Below are 20948 nucleotides of genomic sequence, written 5' to 3'. Positions count from 1 at the left end.
AGAGTGTCAGCCCGCATATTTATGGCTGACCCACCGCTATCGGGGGCAAGCCCCCTCCCACATTTTCTACGCCGCGTCAGACGGTCACGGTCAGTTCTTGCGCTTCGGGGCGTTTGATCAACGCGTAGACCAGGCCGGTCAGCAGGCTGCCGGCGACAATTGCCAGCAGGTACAGCAGCGCATGGTTCATCGCATTCGGGATCACCAGCACAAACAGGCCACCATGGGGTGCCGCCAGCACGCAGCCGAAGTACATGGACAGGGCACCGGTCAATGCACCGCCGGCGATACTGGCCGGAATCACGCGCAACGGGTCCTTCGCGGCAAACGGGATCGCGCCTTCAGAGATGAAGCACAAGCCGAGGATCATCGCCGCCTTGCCCGCTTCGCGTTCGGTCTGGGCGAACTTGCGGCGCGCCAGGAACGTGGCGATGCCCATGCCGATCGGCGGCACCATGCCGGCCGCCATGGTCGCGGCCATCGGCGCGCCGCTGTGGGCCGCCAGCAGGCCGACGGAAAATGCGTAGGCCGCCTTGTTGATCGGCCCGCCCAGGTCGACACACATCATGCCGCCCAGCAGGATGCCCAGCAGTACCGCATTGGTCGTGCCCATGGTGCTGAGAAAATCAGTCAGCCCCACCAGCATGCGCGCGACCGGCGGCCCCACCAGGTAGATCATCGCCAGGCCGGTGAACAGACTCGCTAGCAACGGGATGATCAGGATCGGCTTGAGCGCCTCCAGGCTCTGCGGCAATTTCACTGCGCGGGTGATCAACTTGACGCAATAACCGGCGAGGAAACCGGCGAAGATGCCACCGATAAATCCAGCACCCAGGGTGCCGGCCAGCAGGCCGCCAATCATGCCCGGCGCGATGCCCGGACGGTCGGCAATCGAGTAGGCGATGTAGCCCGCCAGCAGCGGCACCATCAGCATGAAGGCGCGGTCGCCGACGGTTTTCAGCGCAGCCGCCAGGGTGCCTTCCTGTTCAAAGGCGTGAATGCCGAACACGAACGACAAGGCGATCAACAACCCGCCCGCCACCACCATCGGCAACATGAACGACACACCGGTAAGCAGGTGTTTGTACACGCCGGTTTTTTCCGGCTTGGTCACCGCGCCGCTGGCCGCGCTTTCCACCGCACCTTCGGCAAGGGCCTTGTTGAGGGTGGCTTCGGATTGCTTGAGGGCAATGCCGGTGCCGCACCGGTAGATCTTCTTGCCGGCGAAGCGCTCGGTGGCGACTTCGATATCAGCGGCCAGCAACACCACGTCGGCATTGGCGATCGCTTCGGCGCTCAATGGCGTACGTGCGCCGACCGAGCCCTGGGTTTCGACCTGCAAGTCATAGCCCAGGCGCTTGGCCGTCTGCTGCAACGCTTCGGCGGCCATGAAGGTGTGGGCGACGCCAGTCGGGCAGGCGGTGATCGCGACGATGCGCGGCGCGTTCGTGGCCGGGGCCTCAGCCGCGACATACACCTGCGCCTCTTCGGCGCCACGGCGCAATACGGCGTCGACATCCGCCAACGCCTGGGCCGGTGTGCTCTGGAACACGCGCTTGCCGACAAAGCGCTGCATGTCCACCGGGGTGCTGCTGACCAGCAACACCCATTCGGCATCGTCGATGATCGCCTGGGACAATTGGCGCTCCGGGCGCTGCACATCCACCACTTCGACACTGGTGCTCCAGCCCTGGCGCTGCGCGGCCGCGTCCAACAAGCGGGCGCACAGCACACTGGTGACCATGCCGTTCGGGCAGGCAGTAACAATGGCTAACTTCATCACAAACCCTCTTATTGTTCTGTCAGCGTGCGCACGTGGACGCCGCTTTCGAGGCGCGCCAACTGCGCGTCATCGCTGATGCCAAAACCGATCTGCGTCACCGCCATGGCGGCAATCGCCGTGGCACGGCGCAAGGTCTGCTCCGGGGTATCGCCGCTGAGCAGACCGTGCAGCATGCCGGCCAGCAGCGAGTCGCCGGCGCCGACGGTACTGGCCACCGTCACCTTTGGCGGCGTGGCTTGCAGCGCCGCGCCTGGGCGATACCAACTGACGCCCGCAGCGCCATCGGAAACCACCACATGTTCCACGCCGTGCTGATGCAGTTGGCTGATTGCATCCGGGGCATGCCCCAGGGCATCGGCCAGTTCTTCGGTGTTGGGCTTGACCATCCACGGCCCCGCTTTCAAACCGGCGCGCAGCGCTTCGCCGCTGGTGTCCAGGGCGACTTTCAACCCGAGGTTTTTCAGTTGCTGCAACAGCCCCTGGAACCACTGCGGGCTGATGCCTTGCGGCAAACTGCCGGCGACCACCACCGCATCGAATTGCGCGCCGATGTCGGCGATGCGCTTGAGCAGCGCGGCTTGCGCCGCATCACTGACCAGCGGCCCGGGCGCATTGATATCGGTGACCCGGCCGTTCTGTTCGGCAATCTTGATATTGCTGCGGGTTTCGCCCGGCACGCGAATGAACGCGTCGCCAAACCCACGGCAGGCGATCAGTGCCTCGAAGGCCTGGGGGTTCGCCTCACCGAGGAAACCACCCACGCTCACCTGATGGCCCAAATCCGCCAGCACCTGCGCCACATTCACGCCCTTGCCGGCGGCATGGATCAGCAGGGTTTCGCTGCGGTTCACTTCACCCGGTTCCAGGTGCTCCAGGCGCACCGTCAGGTCCAACGCCGGGTTCAGCGTCAGGGTCAGAATCCTTGCCATCTACACGGCCTCCACTAGGGCACGCACTTCGGCGGGCGAGCCCACCGCCAGTGCTTGTTGCGCCAGGCCCTGGGCCTCGCTCAGACTGAATTCACGCACCCGCGCCTTCACTTCGGGAATGCTGCGGGCCGATACGCTCAACTCATCCACACCCAGGCCGATCAGCACCGGTACTGCCAGCGGGTCCGCCGCCAGCTCGCCGCACACCCCGACCCATTTGCCATGGGCATGGGCGGCGCGCACGGTGATGTCGATCAGTTGCAGTACCGCCGGGTGCAGGCCATCGGCCTGGGCGGACAAGGTAGGGTGACCACGGTCGATGGCCAGGGTGTACTGGGTCAGGTCGTTGGTGCCGACGCTGAAGAAGTCCACTTCCTTGGCCAGCACCGGCGCAAGCAAGGCCGCCGACGGCACTTCGATCATGATGCCCAGTTGCAGGTCCGCCACCGGGATTTCCAGGCGCAGGCGCTCGGTCATATCACGGGCGGCACGCCATTCGTCGACGCTGCCGACCATGGGGAACATGATGCGCAGCGGGCGGCTATCGGCGGACCGTAACAGCGCGCGCAATTGTGCTTCCATGATCTGCGGGCGTTGCAGGGTAAGACGGATACCGCGCACGCCGAGGAAGGGGTTTTCTTCCTCGGCAATCGGCCAATACGGCAGCGGTTTGTCGCCGCCCACATCGAGGGTGCGCACCACCAGCGGGCGACCGTCGAGGCCGTCGAGCACGCGGCGGTATTCGGCTTCCTGGGTGGCTTCGTCCGGCGCTTGCGGGTGGGCCATGAAGATCAATTCGGTGCGCAGCAGGCCGATGCCTTCGGCGCCCTGCTCCACCGCGCTGGCCACACCGGCGCTTTCGCCGATGTTGGCGAACACTTCCACGGCATGGCCGTCGCGGGTCAGCGCCGGTTCGTGGCGTTGCGCCGAAGCGGCTTGCAGGCGTTGTTCGCGGGTGTCGCGCTCGACCGTGGCGCGTTGCAGGGTGGCGGCGTCGGGGTCGACATGCAGGCGACCGCGCTGGCCATCCAGCAACAGGGGGGTGCCGGAGGCCAGCAGCAATACCGCCGGGCCAGCGCCGACCAGCGCCGGGATACCCAGGGCACGGGCGACGATGGCGCTGTGGGCCGTCGCGCCGCCACGGGCGGTGAGGATGCCGGCGACGCGCGCGGGATCAAGACGCGCCACATCCGACGGACCGACCTCGTCCATCACCAGAATGTAGGGCTCGCTCGGCTCCTGGGCGGTTTCGACGCCGCACAGTTGCGCCAATACACGGCGGCCGATGTCACGCAGGTCGGCGGCGCGCTCGGCGAGCAAGGCGTCCTGCAACGATTCCTGCTGCCTGGCGGCCGCTTCGATCACACTCATCCACGCGGCTTCGGCGCTCTCGCCTTGCTTGAGGCGGGTGTCGACTTCGTCGGTGAGTTCCGGGTCGTCGAGCATTTCCTGGTGGGTGATGAAAATCTCGCGGATCGCCTTGGAAGGGTTGCGCTCAATCAGGCCCTGGATGTCACGGCGTACATCGGCCAGGGCGCTGTGCAGGCGCTGACGCTCAATAGCGGAGGACTCGCCGCGCAGCGGGTAATCGAAGGTTTGCTGAACCTGGATATGCGCGGGGCCAATGGCGATGCCCGGTGCGGCCGCAATGGCCTGGATCTGGCTGCCGCTGGTCGGCGCACTGACAACCGGCTCGATATCCAGGGCTGCCGGTTGGACGCTGACCGTCGGTAGCGGCTCGACCTCTTCACCGAGGCCTTCCTCCACAGCGGCGAGCAACGCGGGTAGCGCATCGCCGGCAATCGTCGGCTCGGCGACGAACTCCAGCACCTGGCCACGCCGTGCGCCGAGGCTCAGCAGTTTGCTCAGGCTTTTCACCGACACGGCGCCGACCGGGCCATCGACGATGCGTACGCGGATGTCGCCGTCAAAACTTTTCGCCAACTGCGCGAGGATCTTCGCCGGGCGCGCATGCAAACCGTGGGCGTTGGCCAGGGTGATGCGAGCGCTGGGCCAGTCCGGGGGCAGTTCGCCGCCAAGGACTTCGAGCACCGCACGGCTGCTGGTGGCACGGCCCAGTTCCTGGCCGCGACCTTCGATAAGCAAGGCGCACAGGCGCTCCAACAGCGTTTGGTGGGCTTCACCGAGGCTGGCCAGACAGAACAGGCCATGGAGCGGCTGGCCGAGGTAACGCATGGGTTTGTCCGGGGTGACGAACGCCAGGCCTGGGCGCTTGACGGTCTGTTCACTGTGCAACCACCACAGGCCATCGCCCAAGGGCAGCGCGTCGACCTGCTGCAACACAGCGGCGAAGCCATTGCTCACACAATCGGCTTGGCGCAACAGGCGTGCGCCGCGCCAGACCAACTCTTCGAAATCGTCGGCGGACACACCCAGGCTGATCATCTGCGCGTCCAGCGCCAGTTCCTGCGGCGCACCTTGCAGCAGTTTCAGCAGGGCTTCGGCGCTGCCGGCACGGCGCAACGCCTGGCCCAGGTCGGTTTCGCCGAGGGCACGGGTGAGCAGTTGCAACAGGCGCAGGTGTTCGTCGGATTTGGCGGCAATGCCGATGGCCAGGTACACGATCTGGCCGTCGCCCCAGTCCACCCCTTCGGGGAACTGCAGCAGGCGCACGCCGGTCGAGAACACTTGGTCGCGGGTTTCCGGGGTGCCGTGGGGGATGGCAATACCTTGGCCTAGAAAGGTCGAGCCCTGGGCTTCACGGGCCTGCAAGCCACTGAGATAACCCTCGGCGACCAGGCCATCAGCCACCAGTTTGTCAGCGAGCAGGTGCAAGGCAGCAGATTTATCCACAGCCACCTGGCCCATGGAAATCTGCTCTACAGTGAGCTCAAGCATGCCGTTCTCCTAGTTAGTGCGGTGGCCGCACTAGGTATTGTTTTAAACAAACAGTGTAATGGGTGTACATCAATAGCTGACTGAGCAGTCAATTGGCAGTAGCTACTCAGTCGCGAACGTCGTAAAAATACGCTGGCTGAAACGTTTAATCTAGAATTTATGGCAGATTACGCGTTAATTGCGCATCCTTGAACAACCACTCGGCACTTGAGCTGAGACATTAGTCGAGTGCTGGAATCGGTTACGATTGGACAAAATGTCGGGGCAAGCTCCAGAAAACAAGGAAATCCCGGTTTGAAACTCAGTGATATCGCCCGCCTGGCCGGTGTGTCCGTGACCACCGCCAGCTACGTCATCAACGGCAAGGCCGAACAGCAACGCATCAGCAACGCCACCGTCGAACGGGTGCGGGCTGTCGTCGAAGCCCATGGCTTTACTCCTAACCCACAGGCCGCCGGGCTGCGCAGTCGGCACACGCGCACCTTGGGTTTCATCCTGCCTGATCTGGAAAACCCCAGTTACGCACGCATCGCCAAGCTCCTGGAGCAAGGCGCACGGGCGCGCGGCTATCAGCTGCTGATCGCCAGCTCCGACGACGATGCCGACAGCGAACGCCAGTTGCTGCAACTGTTCCGCGCACGACGTTGTGATGCGCTGTTCGTCGCCAGCTGCCTGCCGGCCAGCGATAACAGTTATCGCGAACTGCAAGCCAAGGGGTTGCCGGTGATTGCCATCGACCGGGTGATGGGCGCGGATCAGTTCTGCTCGGTGGTCAGCGATGACCGCCAAGCGTGCCAGCAGTTGACCAGCAGCCTGCTGCAACCGCTGCCCAAGCAGATTGTGCTGATCGGCGCACGGCCCGAGTTGAGCATCAGCCAGGAACGCGCCGCCGGTTTCCGTGAAGCCCTTGCCGGGTTCAGCGGCGAGGTGATCGTCGAACACGCTGAAGCGTTCAGTCGCGACGGCGGTCGACAGCTGATGGAGCAACTTCTACAGCAACTGGGGCATTTGCCTGACGCGCTGGTGACCACGTCCTACGTGCTGCTGCAAGGCGTGTTCGACGCACTGCATGACTTCCCGCTCAAGTCGCGCCCGCTGCGCCTGGGTACCTTTGGTGATACCCAGTTGCTGGACTTCCTGCCGCTGCCGGTCAACGCCATGGCCCAGCAACACCAGTTGATCGCCGATACCGCCCTGCGCCTGGCGCTGGCCGCGATCGAAGAAGAACAGTACCAACCTGGCGTGCACGCCATCGGCCGGACGTTCAAGCAGCGTATTCACGAGGCTTGAGCGTGGAGCTGATCGACACCCATACGCACCTGGACTTCCCGGATTTCGATGATGATCGCCGGGAAGTCCTCACCCTTAGCCGAGCGCTGGGCGTGCGGCGCATGGTGGTGTTGGGGGTGTATCAGCAGAATTGGCAAAGGCTGTGGGACTTGGTGCAAGCGGACGAAGGTTTGTTCGCCGCCTTTGGCCTGCACCCGGTGTACCTCGACAACCATCGCCCCGCTGACCTGACGGCGTTGGGCGACTGGTTGACGCGCCTGCACGGCCACCGCCAACTGTGTGCAGTGGGCGAGATCGGCCTGGATTACTTTCTCGAACAGCTGGACCGCGAACGCCAGCAAAGCCTGTTTGAAGCCCAGCTCAAACTGGCCGTGGACTTCCAACTGCCGGCGTTGCTGCACGTGCGCCGCAGCCACGCCGCCGTGATCGCCACCCTCAAGCGCATCCGCCTGCCCCGCGGCGGCATCATCCATGCGTTTGCCGGCAGCCAAGAAGAGGCTCGGGAGTACATCAAGCTCGGCTTCAAACTGGGGTTGGGCGGCGCCCCCACCTGGCCCCAAGCCTTGCGCATGCACAAGGTGCTGGCGCAACTTCCGCTGGACGCGGTGGTGCTGGAAACCGACTCACCCGATATGGCGCCCGCCATGTTCCCCGGCCAACGCAACAGTCCCGAGCACCTGCCGGCCATCTGCACCGCCCTGGCCGAGCGCATGGACATCAGCCCGCTATCGTTGGCTGAGGCGAGCACACGCAATGCGTGCGAGCTGTTCAATTGGTAAGACTGGCGTGACCACTTGCAGGTCCAACGTGATCCGCTGCCGGTAACGGGCATAGCGCAGCGCCAGGAAATGCACCAGCAGCACCACCAGTGACACGTTGAACTGCCCGACTACCGTGATCAACCCCACCCATTCTGTGACCAGTGCCACGATCAGCACCATGCAGGTGAACACCGCCATGCTCGGCTGCACCAGCGCCCAGTGACCCAACACCTTGAGCGCCCTTAATTGCCGAGGGCAATTCAATTGCAAGAACTGCTGGCAATAGGGGCAATCGAAGGGCTCTTCGATGGCGATGGCATTCAGCTGCCAGGGCTTGAGTTCAAACCTGATATCACAATGGCCGCAATGCCCTTTGATGCCGACTGCAATGGTCATCGTCGTGCTCCCCTGAACTTGAATTTATCCGAAACAAATTCTCACCCATTCACGCTGCCAGAAAAGGCATGCGGGGAAATCAGGACAAACGCTACACCCGTAAGCAATACGCCCTACCTACAATTCCTACACTCGAAACGCGCCGATCAATTGCTTCAACTCAATCACCTGCATCGACAGTTGCCGGCTGGCCGCTTCGGTCTGGTGGGCGCCCTGGGCCGCATGCTCGCCGGCGCGGTTGATTTCGACAATGTTCTGGTCGATGTCATGGGCGACGGCGGTCTGTTGCTCCACGGCGGCAGCGATCTGCTGGTTCTGGTCGACGATCATTCCCACGGCGCCAAGAATGTTTTCCAGTGCCTGCTGGACCTTTTCCGATTGCCCTACCGTGCCATTTGCCATGGCATGGCTGGTACCCATGGCCTTCACGGCGGCGGCCACACCGCTGTGCAAACGGCTGATCATCTGTTCGATTTCTTCGGTGGAATGCTGAGTACGCCTGGCCAGGGTGCGCACCTCATCGGCCACCACTGCAAAACCACGCCCCTGTTCACCGGCCCGCGCGGCTTCGATGGCGGCATTGAGTGCCAGCAGGTTGGTTTGCTCAGCGATGCTTTTGATCACCTCCAGGACGCTGCTGATGGACTGGCTGTCGGTGGCCAATTGGTTGATAACCTGCACCGACTGATCGATTTCCGAAGCGAGCCGCGCAATGCTGCCCTGCTGGGATTGCACCAGGCCACGGCCGCTGACGGTTTCGTCATTGACGCTGTGGGCACTGCTGACGGCCGCCGCCGCGCTGCGCGCAACTTCCTGGGCGGTGGACGACATCTGGTTCATCGCCGTCGCCACCTGCTCGATCTGGCTACGCTGCCCGGACACCGCCTGGTTGCTTCGGGCCGAGACTGTTTCCACCTGGCCAGCCTGGAGTTCGACCTGGCTGACGGTGTGCCCGACGCGCTCGATCAAGTCATGGATCTTCGCCACGGTGCCGTTGAACACTTGGCCCAAGTCACCCAACTCGTCACGGCTATGGGCAACAAAGGTGACGGTCATGTCACCGGCCGCCACCTTGTCCATCATCGCACCCAGGCGTCGCAGCGTGGTGCGGGTGGACGCGTAGAAACCGGCGTACAAATAGAAGATCAGCATAAACACCGCGCTCAGGGCCGAGACCAGTACCACCATGTGCGTGCGGTTTTGCGCCAGGCGTTGCTCCAACTGCTGTCCGAGGAACGCCAGGGTCGCTTCATCCAACTGATAGGTCTGGGCCATCAACTGGCTGACGCTGTCGTAGAAACCCTGCCAGGGCGCGTCGAGGGTCTCGGCCATCACCACCTGCTCCTCAAACAACTCGCTGCCATGCTTGAGGCTGGCGTTGCTGGCTTTGGCCAGGTTGTCGAGTGCCGCGTGGGCTGCGGTACTGGAGCCCAGGGCATCCTGCAACTTCAGGCCATATTCGGCCTGGAGTTTTTCCAGTTGCTGCAACAGTTCGTCAAACCGCGTGCTGGACGAAGAATTGAGAAAACCCTGGCCCAGGGAATACGCGCCCATCGCGCGGCCTTCGCCCAGGGCCTGGGTAACTTGTGGGGTGACGCTGGTGATCAGCTCGCTGAGTTGGCGCAGGTCGCTCTGGGAGTCGCGGCTCAGCCCGGATTGGCTGGCGATGATCTGGCTGAGCATCTGCGATTTGTTGAGCAACTTGCCGATCAGTGCGCTTTTGCTCAGCAGCGACGTTTCCTGTTGCTGCGTCTTGAAGGCCGTAATCAACTCGTCGCGCTTGGCATTGAAAGCCGCAATCTGCTCGGGCTCGGTGGCCATGGCATTGAGGCCTTGCAAGCGGTTGAGCACGCTTTGTTCCAGGGCGCCGATCTTGCCTTCAAGATCGCCGGCCTTGCCGGACTGGCCGAGGGTGGCGTTGATCTGCACCTGATTGTTGAGGGTTTCCAGGTCGCGGCGCAGGGTCAGGCTGCTGCCGAGTAAATCGAGGCTTTGCAGTTCCACGCGGGTGCCTTGGAATTCACGCCACGAGTCACGCACCAGGTAATAGTTGGTCGCCAGCATTGGCAGCAGGAACAACACGCTGATCAGGCTGAACTTCATGCCGAAGCTCAGGCGATTCATCAGGGCGACGGCGGGATAGAGCAAGCTCTTCACAGGTGAACTCCCTTTCTTTTATTTTTATTGAGGTGCAGGGCGGCAGTTAGCCAGCATCTGTATAGCTCAATTTGAAAGGGAGTTTTGTAACTTAAGGTTAATGGTTGGGGGGGCTGCTTCGCAGCCCAGCGCGGGGCAAGCCCGCTCGCCACAGGCAAGCTTGCTCACTACAGCGAGACGGCTTCTACAGGGTCAGGGTAGGACGGTCCAGATGGCGAAGCCGGCGTACCACAGCACCGCTGCGCGTAGCAGCAGTTCCCAGAGTCGGTCCAGGCTGTTGATGCCATCGGGGCCGACCGCAGGGGGTGGGATTTCGGCGGCGACCAGGCCGACTTTTTCCATCAGTTGGGCGGCGCTGATGTCCCAGCTCAGCAGTTCATGGAGCATCACACGGCTGACGGCAACGAAATTGCCCACCAAGGCAAAGCTGGCAGCCAGCAGGCGCACCGGCAGCCAATCGAACGCGTGACGCAGTTGCCCAGCCCGCTCGGCTACCAAAGGGTTTTTGCTGTGCTCGCTGGCCAGTGCGAGCAGGCGATAAGCCAGGGCCGCAACCGGGCCCAGCAGGAAGTACCAGAAAATCACCGCAAAGAAGCTCTGGTAGGCCTGCCACAACAAATGGCCCTGGACGCGTTCGAGCAATTGCTCGCCACTGTCGGCGCTCAGGCTTAGGTCACGTTCGGCCACGTGCTCGGCGGCCTGTAGGTCACCCCGTCGCCAGGCATCGCGGAACGGACCCAGCCCGGCGAGCAGGTCACCACGGCCCAGGCTGTAGATCACCACCAGCAGGTGCACCGGTAGCGCCAGCAGTCCGTACGCCACCGGTTCCAGCACCAGCAGCAACAGCGCCAGCAAGGCCACCGGCAACAACACCAGCAACGCCAGAATCAGCCAGGGCTGCTTGCCCATGCGTGGGCTCGATTCCAGCTTGGCCAGTTCGCGCAACCAGCCGCCATCTCGCTGCAACCGCTGGCGCAGGGCCGAGAATTTCTCGATCCATACGGCGAGTACCAATACCAGGAAACTCATCGTGCGTGTCCTCCATCCTGCAGGGCGCTGCGAAAGCGCGTCCAATCAAAAGCGGGGCCGGGGTCGGTCTTGCGTCCCGGAGCGATATCGCTGTGGCCACAAATGCGCTGGGGGGTGATGCCCGGGTAAGCCACCAGCAACTGGCGGGTCAGGTCGATCAATGCTGCATATTGAGCGTCGGTGAACGGCAGGTCATCCGTGCCCTCCAGCTCTATCCCAAGGGAAAAATCATTGCAGGTGTCCCGCCCCTCGAAATACGACACCCCGGCGTGCCAGGCACGGTCGATGCAGGATACAAACTGCGTCACCGCGCCATCACGCTCAATCAGAAAATGCGCAGATACCCGTAGGTCCGCAATCCCTTCAAAGTAGGGATGTTCCGTGACATCCAGGCGATTCTGGAAAAATTCCTGCACTTTGCCGGTAGCGAACTGCGCTGGTGGCAGGCTGATGTTATGCACCACCAACAGTGAGATTTCGCCGGCGGGGCGCTCGTTGAAGTTGGGCGACGGGCAATGACGGATGCCCTGGCACCAACCGCTGGTGGGGTCCAACTGCATACAGGTTCCTTGAACAATACAAAGTGTGACCAGTATGCCGCGTTAGCCCCCCCGGTTGCGATCACTTGCCGCGATTGAGTTGACGCAGCTTGTCCACCACCGCAGTCAAGGCGCGCTCGAACAGGGGCCCGTCTTCCAGCGTGTGCAGTGCGCCACGCTTGAACGCCATTGCCAGTTGGCCCGCGCTCTTTTCCAACACCTTGAGCCCCGTGCGGCTGATGAACACATAAGTGTTGGCCGGCGCCATGATCGCTGTCAGCTTGCAGCGCAGCGTGCTGGCTTGGCCTTCCTGGAATACTACCCAGTCGCCCACCTTGAGTTGGAGAGCCTTGTACAGGTCAGGATCGTTGCCCGGCAGCTCGGGGACCGTGTCGAGTGATGCCGTACTCAGCACAAATGGCTCACGCACCTCGATCAGCTCATCAACACCTTCAGGTGCCTGGATATGCAACGCCTGCAAGCGCACAAAGAATTCGCGGGTACTGAAGGGGTCGAACGCGGCGCTGGTCAAGCCATCGCGCAAGGCCTTGAGCAAGCCCGGTAGCTGGTCCAGCAAACGCCGCACTGCCTCGGTGTCCTGCTGCAAACCGACGCTCCAGATCAGTTCGTCCATGGTGCGCAGCCCCGCTTGCCATTGCACTGACTGCTCGCCGTACTTGAGGCTCGCCAGCAGCAACACCTGGCTCCAGGCCTGTTGCAGGAACTGCACCACAGGACGCGGCAGGACCTTGCCCAATAGCCGTTTATTCAGCACATCGGCCACGCGCTGGCGGGCGGCTTCCGTGCGCACGCGCCCAGCTTCGGCATCCCGGGTGTGTTGTTCGAGCAAGTCGCTGCGCCGCCGCTCATCAGCGGTAAACGCGCTGAACTCGGCGAGCAACTGGGAAAAGATCACCGGATCTTCGACATATTCGTTGAGCAAGCGCTGCACCACCTGCTCGATGCGCAGGTAAAGATGGTCGCGTTGGTAGTCATCCAGTGGGCTGCAGCCCATGGCAGCGGCCGAGATTTCGTTGAGCAGACCTCGCGCCGGGTGGCCACTGCGACTGAAAAGGCTCTTATCCAGCAACGCCACTTTCAGCAGAGGAATCTGCAAGCGGCCGATCAAGGCCTTGAAGGCATCGGGCACGCTCCGGTCATTGAGGATGAACTCAAACAGCAGCGCGATCAGATTGATCACGTCTTCGTCCGCGTCCTCCACCACCCGCGACTTACCACTCTTGACGCTGACACGGGTGAGCAACTGTTCAAGCTGGCTGCGTAGGTCGAAATCATCTTCCGACTCAGGCTCCGGCACGTACTGCTGCAAATGGGAGAGCAGGCGCAGCAGGTCCTGGGTGGAAATGGGCAACGGCTCGGCGCTGGCTTCAAGCGTCGGCGCCACGCTGCCACGCACCGCCGTCAGCAACGACTGCAGCGCGGCGAAGGCTTCCTGGCCATTTTCGTCACCGGACCGGTCGGCGACTGGCGAAGTTGATTCGCGCGGATGCTCAGGTGCCGCACGCCCATCGATGCGTCGGGACGGTATGGCCTTGAGTTCAGGCAAGACGCCGGTTGCGACCAGCAGTTGATTGGCTTCGCCGTATAGCTGGTCGGCGTCACTGAGCACGTATTTTTCAAAGAGCTTGAGCATGACCAGTTTGACGCGGATCTCCACGCCCAGGCTGCGCCCCGCCCGCAGGAAAAACTCACACAGCAGCGCCGGCCCCAGCGGGTTCTCACGATCATCCAGGCGGTTGCCCAGTAAAGCGCTCAAGCGTGCCGTAAGTTGCGCGAGAGCCAGGCCATCACGGTGGCGCACGCGACCCAGCATGGCTTCAAGCGCCACGGCTTTTTCCAGGTCGTCCCTGGTTGAACCCGGCACCCCGTCGTAGGAAACCACCGGCACCAGTTGCAGCTCGCCCCGCCCTGCCTGGCCCAGACTGGCAAAGGCGTCGAAAAGACGCTCCATGAACACACGCTCGAAATTCTTGCGCTTGAGGCGCAGATCACGCATGGCTTCAAAGAAAATGTGGTGGTCAAGATTGTTGCGCGCCTTGTCGGCCATTTCGAACAGCGTGTCGTCGGCGTTATCGAACAGTTCCTGCAACCCTTGCTGCAACTGTTGCGCCGCTTTGTCGCGAACCTGCAGCAATACCACCGGCAGTCGGGCGAGCGGCGATGGCGTGGCATGCGCCTTCTTGATTGGCACCACCTTTCCGTCATTGTGCATCCTGGCCTCCTGAAACGGCGGTATTGGGCGAGACGTCAAAGCTATGACGCCAATTGCAAGGCGCGAGATTATCTTGCAAACAAGGGGGTTTGCGCCAGCACACTCTGTCATTTGGCGGTAAATGAGCAGGTCGCTGGGTTCAGACGCGCACTGCCCCTATAATCGGGGCACTTTGTCTGTGGAGCCTGTTATGCCGAATCTCCGTCTTGCCGACCTCACCGCCGAAATCGAAGCCAACGTGCGCCGCGCACTGCTGGAAGACATCGGCAGCGGCGACATCACTGCGCAGTTGATCCCGGCCGAACGGCTGGCTACGGCCACCATCATTACCCGCGATGCAGCAGTGATCGCCGGCACCGCCTGGGTGGATGCGGTGTTCCGTCAGCTGGACCCACGGGTCGCCGTGCATTGGCAGGTGGCCGATGGTGAACGTGTCAGCCCCAACCAAGTGCTATTTCACCTTGAAGGCCCGGCGCGCTCGCTGCTCAGCGGCGAACGCTGCGCACTGAATTTCCTGCAATTGCTGTCCGGCGTCGCCACGCGTGCCCAATTTCTGGCGGACTTCGTTTCCAGCACCCAGGTCAAGCTGCTGGATACCCGCAAAACCCTGCCAGGCCTGCGCCTGGCGCAGAAGTACGCAGTGACCTGCGGCGGCTGCCACAACCACCGCATTGGTTTGTATGACGCTTTTTTGATCAAGGAAAACCATATCGCGGCCAGCGGCGGCATTGCCCAGGCGATTGCGGCCACGCACCGGATCGCACCCGGCAAGCCGGTGGAAATCGAAGTGGAAAGCCTGGATGAACTGCGCGAAGCCCTGGCCGCAGGTGCGGACATCATCATGCTGGATGAATTGAGCCTGGAAGACATGCGTGAAGCCGTGCGCCTGAACGGCGGCCAGGCCAAGCTGGAAGCCAGCGGCGGGATCAATGAACACACCCTGCTGCCCATCGCTGAGACCGGGGTGGACTACATCTCGATTGGCGCGATGACCAAGGATGTGAAGGCGGTGGATTTGTCGATGCGCCTGAGTATCTAGACCGTTGCAAGCAATAGTGAGCGGGCTTGCCCCGCGCTGGGTAGCGAAGCCGCCCCAATAAGGCCACAGCGTTATATCAATTAGAACGCGGCGGTAGATTTTTGGGCGGCTTCGCCACCCAGCGCGGGGCAAGCCCGCTCACTACAAACGTCAGACTACCAAGTCATTCATCTCGCAGTACTCTTCCCATTCGACACCCAGCACTTCGGCCGCCTCTTTGTGCAAGGCCAGTCGTGCCGCTTCGAATTCTTCCGGTGTCGAGGTGTACTTGAGGGTCAGCTCCCAAGGCTGATAGCCCTGGCTCTCGGCTTCGTCCTCGAATGCCCACTGAATCTGGTCGCGCTGATCATCGGCGCTCAGGTCCTTGATCTCTTCTTTAAGCTGCGGCGATTCCTCGAGGTATTTTTCGAGGGCTGCTTGATGGCGAACTTCCTGGGTCATTTCAGTCGTGGTCATGTTGTTCTCTTAGATCGAGGAATGGGGATGCATCTGGGTCATCAAGGTTGCGCAGATACAAAAGAGCAGGCTCAAATGCCGGCTCGTCTGGCCTTCAGAACCATTCTGGGATCATCTGAAAACAGTGCTGCCTTTGTTGCCTTTTTGCCCGAGACAGGAATCGAACCTGCGACCTTCGCGTTACGAGTGCGCTGCTCTACCGGCTGAGCTACACGGGCGGTGGACTAAAGCTAGCACTGCATTGGGAGTCCGGCAACTTGCGGCCTTCAGCGCGCAATCACGCCCTGGGCCCAGAAGCGGGGTTGCAGCAGGCCGACATGGGTGGCCAGGTACTGCTGCTGGGCTTGCTTGATGTGAGGCACATCGCGAACTGCGATAAATACCAGCAGACCGACGGCCAGTACACTCAGCACTTTCCAGGCTGCCCAGGCCAATGGCAACGCGGCGGTCTCCGGTTTTTTCCAAACATGCAACGCCATCAGCCAGCCCACCACCAGCGCCAGCCAGACCTGGGAATTGGGCATCACCATCACGCCGTCGACCATGGACTGCACCAACGCCCCTACCAAGGCCGCAAACAGGCATAGCCGCAACAGATCAGCGCGAGTGTTCGAGAGCGCTCGTTCACGCAACACACCGAACGTCGCCCAGCCGCCTCGCCACGCCACAGCCACCACGCACAAGGCGGATGGCACACCCCATTCACTGGCCCATTGCAGGATGGCCTGGTGCGGATGAGCGGCGATTTCATTGGCAATATCGGCAAAATGCATCGGCCCGAAGCCCAACCATGGACACTCGACGATCATATGCCAAGCCTGCCACCAGATCGGACCGCGACCCGACAGGGTAGTGGTGAGGCGGTCACCGGCGCTCTTGGAGACCTCGACCCCCAGGTAATCCGCCACTACCGCAAACAACAGCCAGTACAGCAGCAACCCGCCAAACATCGCGGCCAGTTGCCAACCCAGCCATCGGCGCCCCCAGGGACCAAGTACCGCCAGCACACCCCCGGCCACACACATGCCAAGCCAGGTACCGCGCGTACCGCCGGCGATCGCGATCATCCACCACACGCACAGCAACGCAAACACCGCGCCTTTGAGCGAGCGAGAGGTAACAGTAATTAACAAAGGAAGTGCCAGCAACGGCAGCGTGAATGTCTGAAACTGACCGTAGAAGCGCTTGTTGGAAAAACCGGACAGCAACAGGTCAGGGTCCAGCACACGTTCAGCGCTGATAAACACAAGTGTGCCTGCATACACGTATTGAATCGACTTGATCAGGCACAGCAGCACCACCACCATGACCAAGGCGCGATCCAAAGGCTCACCGCCCTGACGACGCAGCAAGGCAAACGCCACGGCAATCGACCCGCAACTGACAAACAGCGCCATTTCGGCCAGTGCCCAGAGCGGCTGACGGGCCAACGTGGATGACACCAGGCCAAGCACGATAATCAGCATCAGGCCCAGGGCGGTTGGCCTGTCCAACAATTGGCCGACAGGGACGACAGATAACCCATACAGCACCGCACACGCCCCGATGGCAATCTGCATAGCCCGCTGCAAATCATGCCCACTGAAGGGTGCACATATTCCGACCACCAGCAGGCACACCACTGTCACCAGGAAAACACTGCCACGCTGCTGTATGGATAACGCCATCGGCCACCTCAAGTTCCCTGTGGATGGTTTAGCAACTATGCCCCGTCGGCGCCGCAGCCTTTGGCAACATATTTCGCTTCAGCGGTGGTGCTGCATTTCCAACCGGTGGTGGCGTTGCGCGTCAGGCTGATGGTCTTGCCCAGCACCGGCGCAGGGGCGTCGAGTATTTCGCAACTGATGGTGCCCGCGCCGGTGGCCACATCCCCTGTCACGTTGATCGTGCAATTGGCGGTGGGGCTGGTGCCGCCGATCAATGCCACAGTCGGCACGGTGCCCTGGTTGAGGATGTCTTCATACCCGGGCTTCAACGCGGTGATTTCAGCCAGGCCGGCGGTGAACTTGGCCTTGGCCTGGTGGGTGGTGTACATGGGCAGGCCGATGGTAGCCAAAATGCCGATGATTGCCACGACAATCAGCAGCTCGATCAGGGTAAAACCTTTTTGACGTCTCACATTCACTCTCCAGGATAGAACTCATGACAAGGCGCTTCCTGCGCCCCGTGTTGTGCCGCGGCGCCAGTGTACTCATCCGCAGGCGGTCAATCGCGCACAGGACGCACATTCTGACATTTTATCCACCCCCGCCCGCCTGCCCGAATCCGTCACCTGACTAAGCTATAAATCTTCAACGACCTCTGTGCGGAACGGTGACATGGACAACGCTTCAACGATCTACGCCTGGGAAGGCATCAACCGCAAAGGGCGCAAGGTGTCCGGGCACAGCACCGGGCACAACCCTGCCCTGGTCAAAGCGCAGCTGCGCCGGCAAGGCATCAGCCCTGGGCTTGTACGCAAGCATTCTCCAGTTCTAGCGGGCCTCAAGCCATCTATCAAATCAGCGGATATCACCCTGCTCACGCGCCAACTGGCCACCTTGCTGAAGGCCGGGATTCCTCTGCTGCAAGCCTTCGACATCATCGGCGAAGGCTTCGACAACCGCACGCTGCGTGAACTGATAGAGGGGTTGAAACAGTCCATCGCCGCAGGCGCCAGCCTTGCCGACACGTTGCGCAAGCATCCACGCTATTTCGATGAGTTGTATTGCAACCTGGTAGCGGCCGGCGAACAGGCCGGTGCTCTTGAAACATTGCTGGAGCGGGTAGCGATTCATCGGGAAAAGAGCGAGCAGTTAAAGGCCAGGATCAAAAAAGCCATGACCTATCCGATCACCGTGCTGATGGTCGCCAGCCTGGTCACCGGCGTACTGCTGGTCCACGTAGTACCGCAGTTCCAAAGCCTGTTCGCCGGGGTCGACGGCAAACTGCCCGGTTTCACCTTGCAGGTGATCGCTTTGTCCGAGTTCATGCAGCGAGCCTGGTGGGGCGTGGCACTGGGCCTGCTTGTCGCAGGCTTGGGGTTGCGCCACGCCTACCATGCCTTACCGGCTTTTCGGCTGTGGCTGGATGCCGGTTTGTTGAAAGCGCCCGTGGCAGGCAAACTGCTGAGAAAATCAGCCGTGGCCCGCTACGCCCGCACGCTGTCCACTACCTTCGCCGCCGGTGTTCCGTTGGTGCAGGCGCTGGACTCGGTGGCTGGGGCCGCCGGTTCTGGGCCGTTCAGACAGGCAATCGAGCATATGCGACACGATGTATCCACTGGCATGCAACTGAATCAATCCATGGTCGTCAGCGGCCTGTTTCCCGGCATGGCCATCCAGATGACGGCCATCGGCGAAGAGTCGGGCACGCTTGACCGCATGCTGGAGAAGGTCGCCAACCATTACGAGGCCGATGTGGACAACCTGGTCGATCACCTCACCAGCCTGATGGAGCCTCTGATCATGGTGGTACTGGGGGGCATCGTCGGCGCGCTGGTGATTGCCATGTACCTGCCGGTATTCCAACTGGGAAGCGCATTTTGAGCCTGCTGCTGGGGGAGCATCCCTGGGCGTTTGTGGCGATGGCGGCGATGCTGGGGCTGATCGTCGGCAGTTTTCTCAACGTGCTGGTGTGGCGCCTGCCGAAAATGCTCGAGCGGGAATGGCGCGCCCAGGCCCATGAAGTGCTGGGCTTGCCCGCAACACCCGCCGGGCCGACCTACAACCTGATGCAGCCCAACTCTTGCTGCCCGCACTGCAACCATCCCATACGCCCATGGGAAAATATCCCGCTGCTCAGCTACCTGTTTCTGCGCGGCCGCTGCGCGCATTGCCAAGGGGCGATCAGCATCCGCTACCCCCTCACGGAACTGGCGTGCGGTTTGATCTCGGCCTGGGTGGCCTGGCATTTCGGCTTTGGCTGGCAGGCGGGAACAGTGATGGTGCTGAGTTGGGGGTTGTTGGCGATGAGCCTGATCGACGCCGACCATCAACTGCTACCGGATGTGCTGGTAATGCCGCTGCTGTGGCTGGGACTGATCGTCAACAGCTTCGGCCTGCTGACGACATTGGCCGAGGCCCTGTGGGGCGCCGTGATTGGCTACATGAGCCTGTGGAGCGTGTTCTGGCTGTTCAAGCTGGTCACCGGCAAGGACGGCATGGGCCACGGCGACTTCAAGTTGCTGGCGCTGCTCGGTGCCTGGGGTGGCTGGCAGATCCTGCCGATGACGCTGTTGATGTCGTCACTGGTCGGGGTATTCGTCGGCTTGATCCTGATGCGCCTGCGCAAGTCCCAGGCGTCGGCACCGATGCCATTTGGTCCGTATCTGGCGATTGCCGGCTGGATTGCATTGCTCTGGGGTGGTCAAATAACCGACTTCTATTTGCAGTCTGTCGGTTTCAGATGACCACTCGTGTCGCAACACCCTGGATTCTTGGCCTTACCGGCGGCATCGGCAGCGGCAAAAGCGCGGCGGCCCAGCACTTTATCGACCTGGGTGTCGACTTGGTGGACGCCGATCACGCCGCCCGCTGGGTGGTAGAACCTGGTCGGCCAGCATTGGCGCGCATCGCCGAGCATTTCGGTGCCGGCGTGCTGCAACCTGACGGCCAGTTGGACCGCGCCGCATTGCGCAAGCTGATCTTTGAAGTCCCCGAAGAGCGCCGCTGGCTCGAAGCCCTGCTGCATCCGTTGATTGGCGAAGAGATACGCAGCCACCTGGCGCGCGCGACGTCACCTTACGCGATCCTGGTGTCGCCACTGCTGATCGAGTCCGGCCAGCACAGCATGACCCAGCGCATCCTGGTGATCGACGTGCCGCAATCGCTGCAGATTCAGCGTACCCTGCAGCGCGACGGCATCAACGAGCAACAGGTGCAGGCGATCCTCAAGGCCCAATCCAGCCGCGAAGACCGCCTGAAACATGCCGATGACGTACTGGTCAATGACCAGGACCTTGCCTGGCTACACAGCGAGGTCGAGCGACTGCACCACTTTTACCTTACTTTGCGTGGAGGCCGATCATGAGCCAACCCTTGACCGTCGACTGCCCAACCTGCGGCGCACCCGTGGAATGGAAAGCGACCAACCTCAACCGGCCGTTCTGCTCGGACCGCTGCAAACTCATCGACCTGGGCGCCTGGGCCGCTGAAGAACACAAGATCCCCGTAGCGCCGGATGCTGAAGACGAGCTGTTTTCTGAAGACCTGCCGCCTCGCCACTAAGGGCGCATAAAGGCGTATTCCTGCTGGTCGTCGAGGTTTTCTGCGAGGTATTGCAGCTCGTCGGCCAGGTCTTCGAAACTGCGCACGCCTTTGCTCTGCTGCACCACCGCGCTGAGCATGGCGCGCAAGGTCAGTCCTGGGTCAAAACCGATCTCCTGTGCCGCATCCTGGCTTCTGCGTAACTCCTGTCGTGCCCATTCGTACACACTCATGATCCGCGCTCCTGGAAAAATTTCGCAGAGCATGGGCCTGCTCGTCGACACTGGATTT

At 61.9% G+C, this 20948-nt stretch carries 19 protein-coding genes and 1 tRNA gene; 7 read left to right on the top strand and 13 right to left on the bottom strand.

The annotated features are described in order from the left end of the window. Positions 1-76: 76 nt before the first annotated feature. Genes ACZ445_RS04075 through ptsP form a run of 3 tightly spaced genes read right to left on the bottom strand, consistent with a single transcriptional unit; the run spans position 77 to position 5571 of the window. Complete coding sequence (locus ACZ445_RS04075) at positions 77-1780, bottom strand: PTS fructose-like transporter subunit IIB (RefSeq protein ID WP_310863442.1); 1704 nt, start codon at positions 1778-1780, stop codon at positions 77-79. 11 nt (positions 1781-1791) lie between these two features. After that, positions 1792-2712 (bottom strand): 1-phosphofructokinase, encoded by a 921-nt coding sequence (gene pfkB / locus ACZ445_RS04070; protein ID WP_464708004.1) that lies wholly within the window; start codon positions 2710-2712, stop codon positions 1792-1794. Continuing rightward, a complete protein-coding gene (ptsP, locus tag ACZ445_RS04065) occupies positions 2713-5571 on the bottom strand; it encodes a phosphoenolpyruvate--protein phosphotransferase (protein ID WP_464704788.1) in 2859 nt (952 codons plus the stop codon). Between the two features lie 294 nt (positions 5572-5865). Between ptsP and cra the strand changes: the two genes are divergently transcribed. Next, on the top strand, positions 5866-6861 hold the full coding sequence (cra, locus tag ACZ445_RS04060) for a catabolite repressor/activator (protein ID WP_464708003.1): 996 nt from the start codon (positions 5866-5868) through the stop codon (positions 6859-6861). Between the two features lie 2 nt (positions 6862-6863). Further along, positions 6864-7640 (top strand): TatD family hydrolase, encoded by a 777-nt coding sequence (locus ACZ445_RS04055; protein WP_464708002.1) that lies wholly within the window; start codon positions 6864-6866, stop codon positions 7638-7640. On the opposite strand, the gene ACZ445_RS04050 is transcribed toward ACZ445_RS04055, so the two are convergent. From ACZ445_RS04050 to ACZ445_RS04030, 5 genes are all read right to left on the bottom strand, one after another. Next, positions 7587-8018, bottom strand: coding sequence for a hypothetical protein (locus ACZ445_RS04050; protein ID WP_464704787.1), 432 nt, complete (start codon positions 8016-8018; stop codon positions 7587-7589). The genes ACZ445_RS04055 and ACZ445_RS04050 overlap by 54 nt on opposite strands. A gap of 126 nt (positions 8019-8144) precedes the next feature. Beyond that, positions 8145-10175, bottom strand: a complete 2031-nt coding sequence (locus ACZ445_RS04045; RefSeq protein WP_179029489.1) for a methyl-accepting chemotaxis protein — start codon at positions 10173-10175, stop codon at positions 8145-8147. A 192-nt stretch (positions 10176-10367) separates the two neighbouring features. Further along, positions 10368-11204 carry a regulatory signaling modulator protein AmpE gene (ampE, locus tag ACZ445_RS04040; protein WP_058423054.1) on the bottom strand — a complete coding sequence of 279 codons (837 nt, stop codon included), beginning with the start codon at positions 11202-11204 and terminating at the stop codon, positions 10368-10370. Then, on the bottom strand, positions 11201-11764 hold the full coding sequence (gene ampD / locus ACZ445_RS04035; RefSeq protein WP_058423055.1) for a 1,6-anhydro-N-acetylmuramyl-L-alanine amidase AmpD: 564 nt from the start codon (positions 11762-11764) through the stop codon (positions 11201-11203). Before ampD ends, ampE begins: the two co-directional genes overlap by 4 nt. A 61-nt stretch (positions 11765-11825) precedes the next feature. Then, positions 11826-13976: a DUF1631 domain-containing protein gene (locus ACZ445_RS04030; protein ID WP_464708001.1), complete on the bottom strand. Its 2151-nt coding sequence runs from the start codon at positions 13974-13976 to the stop codon at positions 11826-11828. Positions 13977-14166: 190 nt separating this feature from the next. Between ACZ445_RS04030 and nadC the strand changes: the two genes are divergently transcribed. Continuing rightward, positions 14167-15015 carry a carboxylating nicotinate-nucleotide diphosphorylase gene (gene nadC, locus ACZ445_RS04025; protein WP_464708000.1) on the top strand — a complete coding sequence of 283 codons (849 nt, stop codon included), beginning with the start codon at positions 14167-14169 and terminating at the stop codon, positions 15013-15015. A gap of 150 nt (positions 15016-15165) precedes the next feature. Here the strand turns inward: nadC and ACZ445_RS04020 are convergent, their stop codons facing one another. From ACZ445_RS04020 to ACZ445_RS04005, 4 genes are all read right to left on the bottom strand, one after another. Beyond that, a complete protein-coding gene (locus ACZ445_RS04020) occupies positions 15166-15471 on the bottom strand; it encodes a DUF6388 family protein (protein WP_033903347.1) in 306 nt (101 codons plus the stop codon). A gap of 145 nt (positions 15472-15616) precedes the next feature. After that, a tRNA-Thr gene (locus ACZ445_RS04015) sits at positions 15617-15689 on the bottom strand. 48 nt (positions 15690-15737) lie between these two features. After that, positions 15738-17138: an O-antigen ligase family protein gene (locus ACZ445_RS04010; RefSeq protein WP_179028260.1), complete on the bottom strand. Its 1401-nt coding sequence runs from the start codon at positions 17136-17138 to the stop codon at positions 15738-15740. A 35-nt stretch (positions 17139-17173) separates the two neighbouring features. Next, entirely contained in the window at positions 17174-17596 is a 423-nt protein-coding gene (locus tag ACZ445_RS04005; protein WP_081049220.1) for a pilin, read from the bottom strand. 193 nt (positions 17597-17789) lie between these two features. On the opposite strand from ACZ445_RS04005, the gene ACZ445_RS04000 reads away from it, so the two are divergent. The 4 genes from ACZ445_RS04000 to yacG are packed head-to-tail and all read left to right on the top strand — an operon-like array spanning position 17790 to position 20678. Beyond that, positions 17790-18998 carry a type II secretion system F family protein gene (locus ACZ445_RS04000; RefSeq protein ID WP_058423060.1) on the top strand — a complete coding sequence of 403 codons (1209 nt, stop codon included), beginning with the start codon at positions 17790-17792 and terminating at the stop codon, positions 18996-18998. Beyond that, complete coding sequence (locus ACZ445_RS03995; protein ID WP_058423061.1) at positions 18995-19861, top strand: prepilin peptidase; 867 nt, start codon at positions 18995-18997, stop codon at positions 19859-19861. Before ACZ445_RS04000 ends, ACZ445_RS03995 begins: the two co-directional genes overlap by 4 nt. Next, a complete protein-coding gene (gene coaE, locus ACZ445_RS03990; RefSeq protein ID WP_058423062.1) occupies positions 19858-20481 on the top strand; it encodes a dephospho-CoA kinase in 624 nt (207 codons plus the stop codon). Before ACZ445_RS03995 ends, coaE begins: the two co-directional genes overlap by 4 nt. Next, positions 20478-20678 (top strand): DNA gyrase inhibitor YacG, encoded by a 201-nt coding sequence (yacG, locus tag ACZ445_RS03985; RefSeq protein ID WP_003188437.1) that lies wholly within the window; start codon positions 20478-20480, stop codon positions 20676-20678. Before coaE ends, yacG begins: the two co-directional genes overlap by 4 nt. Here yacG and ACZ445_RS03980 read toward each other — a convergent pair. Then, positions 20675-20890, bottom strand: coding sequence for a hypothetical protein (locus ACZ445_RS03980; RefSeq protein ID WP_003171680.1), 216 nt, complete (start codon positions 20888-20890; stop codon positions 20675-20677). The genes yacG and ACZ445_RS03980 overlap by 4 nt on opposite strands. Between the last annotated feature and the right edge of the window lie 58 nt (positions 20891-20948).

The sequence above is a fragment of the Pseudomonas allii genome, assembly GCF_055380095.1.
The sequence above is the reverse complement of the archived record's forward strand: the minus strand, read 5'-3'. Positions and strand labels throughout refer to the sequence as shown.

Excerpts from the sequence above, each read along its gene's own strand:
- nadC (WP_464708000.1), top strand. The coding sequence starts at position 14,167 with ATGCCGAATCTCCGTCTTGCCGACCTCACCGCCGAAATCGAAGCCAAC.
- pfkB (WP_464708004.1), bottom strand. The coding sequence starts at position 2,712 with ATGGCAAGGATTCTGACCCTGACGCTGAACCCGGCGTTGGACCTGACG.
- ampD (WP_058423055.1), bottom strand. The coding sequence starts at position 11,764 with ATGCAGTTGGACCCCACCAGCGGTTGGTGCCAGGGCATCCGTCATTGC.
- ptsP (WP_464704788.1), bottom strand. The coding sequence starts at position 5,571 with ATGCTTGAGCTCACTGTAGAGCAGATTTCCATGGGCCAGGTGGCTGTG.
- ACZ445_RS04050 (WP_464704787.1), bottom strand. The coding sequence starts at position 8,018 with ATGACCATTGCAGTCGGCATCAAAGGGCATTGCGGCCATTGTGATATC.
- ACZ445_RS04030 (WP_464708001.1), bottom strand. The coding sequence starts at position 13,976 with ATGCACAATGACGGAAAGGTGGTGCCAATCAAGAAGGCGCATGCCACG.
- coaE (WP_058423062.1), top strand. The coding sequence starts at position 19,858 with ATGACCACTCGTGTCGCAACACCCTGGATTCTTGGCCTTACCGGCGGC.
- ACZ445_RS04075 (WP_310863442.1), bottom strand. The coding sequence starts at position 1,780 with ATGAAGTTAGCCATTGTTACTGCCTGCCCGAACGGCATGGTCACCAGT.
- yacG (WP_003188437.1), top strand. The coding sequence starts at position 20,478 with ATGAGCCAACCCTTGACCGTCGACTGCCCAACCTGCGGCGCACCCGTG.
- ampE (WP_058423054.1), bottom strand. The coding sequence starts at position 11,204 with ATGAGTTTCCTGGTATTGGTACTCGCCGTATGGATCGAGAAATTCTCG.
- ACZ445_RS04010 (WP_179028260.1), bottom strand. The coding sequence starts at position 17,138 with ATGGCGTTATCCATACAGCAGCGTGGCAGTGTTTTCCTGGTGACAGTG.
- ACZ445_RS03980 (WP_003171680.1), bottom strand. The coding sequence starts at position 20,890 with ATGAGTGTGTACGAATGGGCACGACAGGAGTTACGCAGAAGCCAGGAT.
- ACZ445_RS04000 (WP_058423060.1), top strand. The coding sequence starts at position 17,790 with ATGGACAACGCTTCAACGATCTACGCCTGGGAAGGCATCAACCGCAAA.
- ACZ445_RS04020 (WP_033903347.1), bottom strand. The coding sequence starts at position 15,471 with ATGACCACGACTGAAATGACCCAGGAAGTTCGCCATCAAGCAGCCCTC.